Below are 5,641 nucleotides of genomic sequence, written 5' to 3' on the forward strand. Positions count from 1 at the left end.
GCAAATATGGTGGAGGATGACGGGCTCGAACCGCCGACCCTCTGCTTGTAAGGCAGATGCTCTCCCAGCTGAGCTAATCCTCCATATATTACACTTACGTGTAATGGCTTGGCGGCGTCCTACTCTCACAGGGGGAAACCCCCGACTACCATCGGCGCTGAAGAGCTTAACTTCCGTGTTCGGCATGGGAACGGGTGTGACCTCTTCGCTATCGCCACCAAACCATTGAGAGTGTTCTCTCAAAACTAGATAACAGTAAGCATACATTCAAATTGGTTAAGTCCTCGATCGATTAGTATCTGTCAGCTCCATGTGTCGCCACACTTCCACCTCAGACCTATCAACCTGATCATCTTTCAGGGATCTTACTTCCTTGCGGAATGGGAAATCTCATCTTGAGGGGGGCTTCATGCTTAGATGCTTTCAGCACTTATCCCGTCCGCACATAGCTACCCAGCGATGCCCTTGGCAGAACAACTGGTACACCAGCGGTGCGTCCATCCCGGTCCTCTCGTACTAAGGACAGCTCCTCTCAAATTTCCTGCGCCCGCGACGGATAGGGACCGAACTGTCTCACGACGTTCTGAACCCAGCTCGCGTACCGCTTTAATGGGCGAACAGCCCAACCCTTGGGACCGACTACAGCCCCAGGATGCGATGAGCCGACATCGAGGTGCCAAACCTCCCCGTCGATGTGGACTCTTGGGGGAGATAAGCCTGTTATCCCCGGGGTAGCTTTTATCCGTTGAGCGATGGCCCTTCCATGCGGAACCACCGGATCACTAAGCCCGACTTTCGTCCCTGCTCGACTTGTAGGTCTCGCAGTCAAGCTCCCTTGTGCCTTTACACTCTGCGAATGATTTCCAACCATTCTGAGGGAACCTTTGGGCGCCTCCGTTACTCTTTAGGAGGCGACCGCCCCAGTCAAACTGCCCACCTGACACTGTCTCCCCGCCCGATAAGGGCGGCGGGTTAGAAGGTCAATACAGCCAGGGTAGTATCCCACCGACGCCTCCACCGAAGCTGGCGCTCCGGTTTCCAAGGCTCCTACCTATCCTGTACAAGCTGTACCAACATTCAATATCAGGCTGCAGTAAAGCTCCACGGGGTCTTTCCGTCCTGTCGCGGGTAACCTGCATCTTCACAGGTACTATAATTTCACCGAGTCTCTCGTTGAGACAGTGCCCAGATCGTTGCGCCTTTCGTGCGGGTCGGAACTTACCCGACAAGGAATTTCGCTACCTTAGGACCGTTATAGTTACGGCCGCCGTTTACTGGGGCTTCAATTCGCACCTTCGCTTACGCTAAGCGCTCCTCTTAACCTTCCAGCACCGGGCAGGCGTCAGCCCCTATACTTCGCCTTACGGCTTCGCAGAGACCTGTGTTTTTGCTAAACAGTCGCCTGGGCCTATTCACTGCGGCTCTCTCGGGCTTGCACCCTAACAGAGCACCCCTTCTCCCGAAGTTACGGGGTCATTTTGCCGAGTTCCTTAACGAGAGTTCTCTCGATCACCTTAGGATTCTCTCCTCGCCTACCTGTGTCGGTTTGCGGTACGGGCACCTCTCACCTCGCTAGAGGCTTTTCTTGGCAGTGTGGAATCAGGAACTTCGCTACTATAATTCGCTCGCCATCACAGCTCAGCCTTCACGGGAAACGGATTTGCCTATTTCCCAGCCTAACTGCTTGGACGCGGATATCCAATACCGCGCTTACCCTATCCTCCTGCGTCCCCCCATTGCTCAAATGGTGAGGAGGTGGTACAGGAATATCAACCTGTTATCCATCGCCTACGCCTTTCGGCCTCGGCTTAGGTCCCGACTAACCCTGAGCGGACGAGCCTTCCTCAGGAAACCTTAGGCATTCGGTGGAGGGGATTCTCACCCCTCTTTCGCTACTCATACCGGCATTCTCACTTCTAAGCGCTCCACAAGTCCTTCCGGTCTTGCTTCACAGCCCTTAGAACGCTCTCCTACCACTGTTCGAAGAACAGTCCGCAGCTTCGGTGATACGTTTAGCCCCGGTACATTTTCGGCGCAGAGTCACTCGACCAGTGAGCTATTACGCACTCTTTAAATGGTGGCTGCTTCTAAGCCAACATCCTGGTTGTCTAAGCAACTCCACATCCTTTTCCACTTAACGTATACTTTGGGACCTTAGCTGGCGGTCTGGGCTGTTTCCCTTTCGACTACGGATCTTATCACTCGCAGTCTGACTCCCAAGGATAAGTCATCGGCATTCGGAGTTTGACTGAATTCGGTAACCCGATAAGGGCCCCTAGTCCAATCAGTGCTCTACCTCCAAGACTCTTACCTTGAGGCTAGCCCTAAAGCTATTTCGGAGAGAACCAGCTATCTCCAGGTTCGATTGGCATTTCACCCCTACCCACACCTCATCCCCGCACTTTTCAACGTGCGTGGGTTCGGGCCTCCATTCAGTGTTACCTGAACTTCACCCTGGACATGGGTAGATCACCTGGTTTCGGGTCTACGACCACGTACTCAATTCGCCCTATTCAGACTCGCTTTCGCTGCGGCTCCGCATCTTCTGCTTAACCTTGCACGGGATCGTAACTCGCCGGTTCATTCTACAAAAGGCACGCCATCACCCGTTAACGGGCTCTGACTACTTGTAGGCACACGGTTTCAGGATCTCTTTCACTCCCCTTCCGGGGTGCTTTTCACCTTTCCCTCACGGTACTGGTTCACTATCGGTCACTAGGGAGTATTTAGCCTTGGGAGATGGTCCTCCCGGATTCCGACGGAATTTCACGTGTTCCGCCGTACTCAGGATCCACTCAGGAGAGAACGAAGTTTTGACTACAGGGCTGTTACCTCCTATGGCGGGCCTTTCCAGACCTCTTCATCTACCTCGTTCCTTTGTAACTCCGTACAGAGTGTCCTACAACCCCAAGAGGCAAGCCTCTTGGTTTGGGCTAATCCCGTTTCGCTCGCCGCTACTCAGGGAATCGCATTTGCTTTCTCTTCCTCCGGGTACTTAGATGTTTCAGTTCCCCGGGTCTGCCTTCTCATATCCTATGTATTCAGATATGGATACCACTCCATTACGAGTGGTGGGTTTCCCCATTCGGAAATCTCCGGATCAAAGCTTGCTTACAGCTCCCCGAAGCATATCGGTGTTCGTCCCGTCCTTCATCGGCTCCTAGTGCCAAGGCATCCACCGTGCGCCCTTTCTAACTTAACCGTTAAAAAGAATCACTACGTGATATCTTGCATTACTAATTGAATGTGAATTACTTCTGTTATCTAGTTTTCAAAGAACAACATCTCGAAGAATCGAATGATCCTTCAAAACTAAACAAGACAGGGAACGTTCTGTTTATAAGACCCAAGGTCTTATATTCCGTTAAAATCCTTAGAAAGGAGGTGATCCAGCCGCACCTTCCGATACGGCTACCTTGTTACGACTTCACCCCAATCATCTGTCCCACCTTCGGCGGCTGGCTCCTAAAAGGTTACCTCACCGACTTCGGGTGTTACAAACTCTCGTGGTGTGACGGGCGGTGTGTACAAGGCCCGGGAACGTATTCACCGCGGCATGCTGATCCGCGATTACTAGCGATTCCAGCTTCACGCAGTCGAGTTGCAGACTGCGATCCGAACTGAGAACAGATTTGTGGGATTGGCTTAACCTCGCGGTTTCGCTGCCCTTTGTTCTGTCCATTGTAGCACGTGTGTAGCCCAGGTCATAAGGGGCATGATGATTTGACGTCATCCCCACCTTCCTCCGGTTTGTCACCGGCAGTCACCTTAGAGTGCCCAACTGAATGCTGGCAACTAAGATCAAGGGTTGCGCTCGTTGCGGGACTTAACCCAACATCTCACGACACGAGCTGACGACAACCATGCACCACCTGTCACTCTGCCCCCGAAGGGGACGTCCTATCTCTAGGATTGTCAGAGGATGTCAAGACCTGGTAAGGTTCTTCGCGTTGCTTCGAATTAAACCACATGCTCCACCGCTTGTGCGGGCCCCCGTCAATTCCTTTGAGTTTCAGTCTTGCGACCGTACTCCCCAGGCGGAGTGCTTAATGCGTTAGCTGCAGCACTAAGGGGCGGAAACCCCCTAACACTTAGCACTCATCGTTTACGGCGTGGACTACCAGGGTATCTAATCCTGTTCGCTCCCCACGCTTTCGCTCCTCAGCGTCAGTTACAGACCAGAGAGTCGCCTTCGCCACTGGTGTTCCTCCACATCTCTACGCATTTCACCGCTACACGTGGAATTCCACTCTCCTCTTCTGCACTCAAGTTCCCCAGTTTCCAATGACCCTCCCCGGTTGAGCCGGGGGCTTTCACATCAGACTTAAGAAACCGCCTGCGAGCCCTTTACGCCCAATAATTCCGGACAACGCTTGCCACCTACGTATTACCGCGGCTGCTGGCACGTAGTTAGCCGTGGCTTTCTGGTTAGGTACCGTCAAGGTGCCGCCCTATTTGAACGGCACTTGTTCTTCCCTAACAACAGAGCTTTACGATCCGAAAACCTTCATCACTCACGCGGCGTTGCTCCGTCAGACTTTCGTCCATTGCGGAAGATTCCCTACTGCTGCCTCCCGTAGGAGTCTGGGCCGTGTCTCAGTCCCAGTGTGGCCGATCACCCTCTCAGGTCGGCTACGCATCGTTGCCTTGGTGAGCCGTTACCTCACCAACTAGCTAATGCGCCGCGGGTCCATCTGTAAGTGGTAGCCGAAGCCACCTTTTATGTCTGAACCATGCGGTTCAAACAACCATCCGGTATTAGCCCCGGTTTCCCGGAGTTATCCCAGTCTTACAGGCAGGTTACCCACGTGTTACTCACCCGTCCGCCGCTAACATCAGGGAGCAAGCTCCCATCTGTCCGCTCGACTTGCATGTATTAGGCACGCCGCCAGCGTTCGTCCTGAGCCAGGATCAAACTCTCCGATAAAGTAGTTTGACTGACTACGCACATCGCTGTGCGATTTATTTAAAACTTTGAATTAACAGGTACGTTTTGTCTTGTTTAGTTTTCAAAGATCATTACCGCTTGTTGAAGCAGCTTTATTATCTTACCACTCAGCTTCTTTTATGTCAACAACTTTTTTTAAGTTGTTTCCGAAGCTTTTCGTTGTTGTCTGCTGTTCATCAGCGACGTTTAATAATATAACACCCTTTTGAAAATATGACAATAGTTTTTTAAAAAAAATCATTAATTATTTTCTTTCATACTTATTTCAGTTTCTCTTCTATAGAAAGATAAGCTGTCTTGTGGTTTGGCATATTTTCTTGTATAGTAAGATTGAACTAAATACTTGATGACCACAAGGGGAGCATTAAAGCTGAGAGTGAACGTTTTGTTCTGACCCTTTGAACCTGTTAGTTAACGCTGGCGTAGGGATGTGGCAAAGCCAAATGATTTGCAGTTTATGTAAGCAGCGCGCGGACCTTTTCCCATCCTTCCCCGCGCTGCTTTTTTGTTTATCCTTGATACGGTTGTCTGACCAGGGGGAAAACTATGAATCATTCAACACAGCTTGTGCGCTTAATTGAAATAGCGATTATGACCGGGGCGGCTGTCATTCTTGACATTGTCTCAGGTATGTTTCTCCGGATGCCCCAAGGCGGTTCGGTCTCTATTATGATGATTCCGATTTTTTTGATT

General features: G+C 51.4%; 1 protein-coding gene, 1 tRNA gene, 3 rRNA genes and 1 riboswitch. Of the genes, 1 reads left to right on the forward strand and 4 read right to left on the reverse strand.

Features of this window, described 5'->3' with window-relative positions; genetic code table 11:
• Nucleotides 1-7: 7 nt before the first annotated feature.
• The 4 genes from ACFWBN_RS39525 to ACFWBN_RS39540 form a co-directional block, all read right to left on the reverse strand.
• Nucleotides 8-83: transfer RNA gene (locus ACFWBN_RS39525), tRNA-Val, on the reverse strand.
• Nucleotides 84-106: 23 nt separating this feature from the next.
• A 5S ribosomal RNA gene (rrf, locus tag ACFWBN_RS39530) occupies nucleotides 107-222 on the reverse strand.
• A 50-nt stretch (nucleotides 223-272) separates the two neighbouring features.
• Nucleotides 273-3,202 (reverse strand): 23S ribosomal RNA (locus ACFWBN_RS39535).
• A 175-nt stretch (nucleotides 3,203-3,377) separates the two neighbouring features.
• Nucleotides 3,378-4,927, reverse strand: a 16S ribosomal RNA gene (locus tag ACFWBN_RS39540).
• The 16S, 23S and 5S rRNA genes sit together here with 1 tRNA gene alongside, the layout of an rRNA operon.
• Before the next feature lie 366 nt (nucleotides 4,928-5,293).
• A riboswitch (TPP riboswitch) is annotated at nucleotides 5,294-5,394 on the forward strand.
• 100 nt (nucleotides 5,395-5,494) lie between these two features.
• On the opposite strand from ACFWBN_RS39540, the gene ACFWBN_RS39545 reads away from it, so the two are divergent.
• Nucleotides 5,495-5,641 (forward strand): energy-coupled thiamine transporter ThiT (locus tag ACFWBN_RS39545; protein WP_385186646.1); only part of this gene is annotated, 147 nt, incomplete at its 3' end.

This window comes from Streptomyces sp. NPDC059989 (genome assembly GCF_042736975.1).
Taxonomy (GTDB): domain Bacteria; phylum Actinomycetota; class Actinomycetes; order Streptomycetales; family Streptomycetaceae; genus Streptomyces.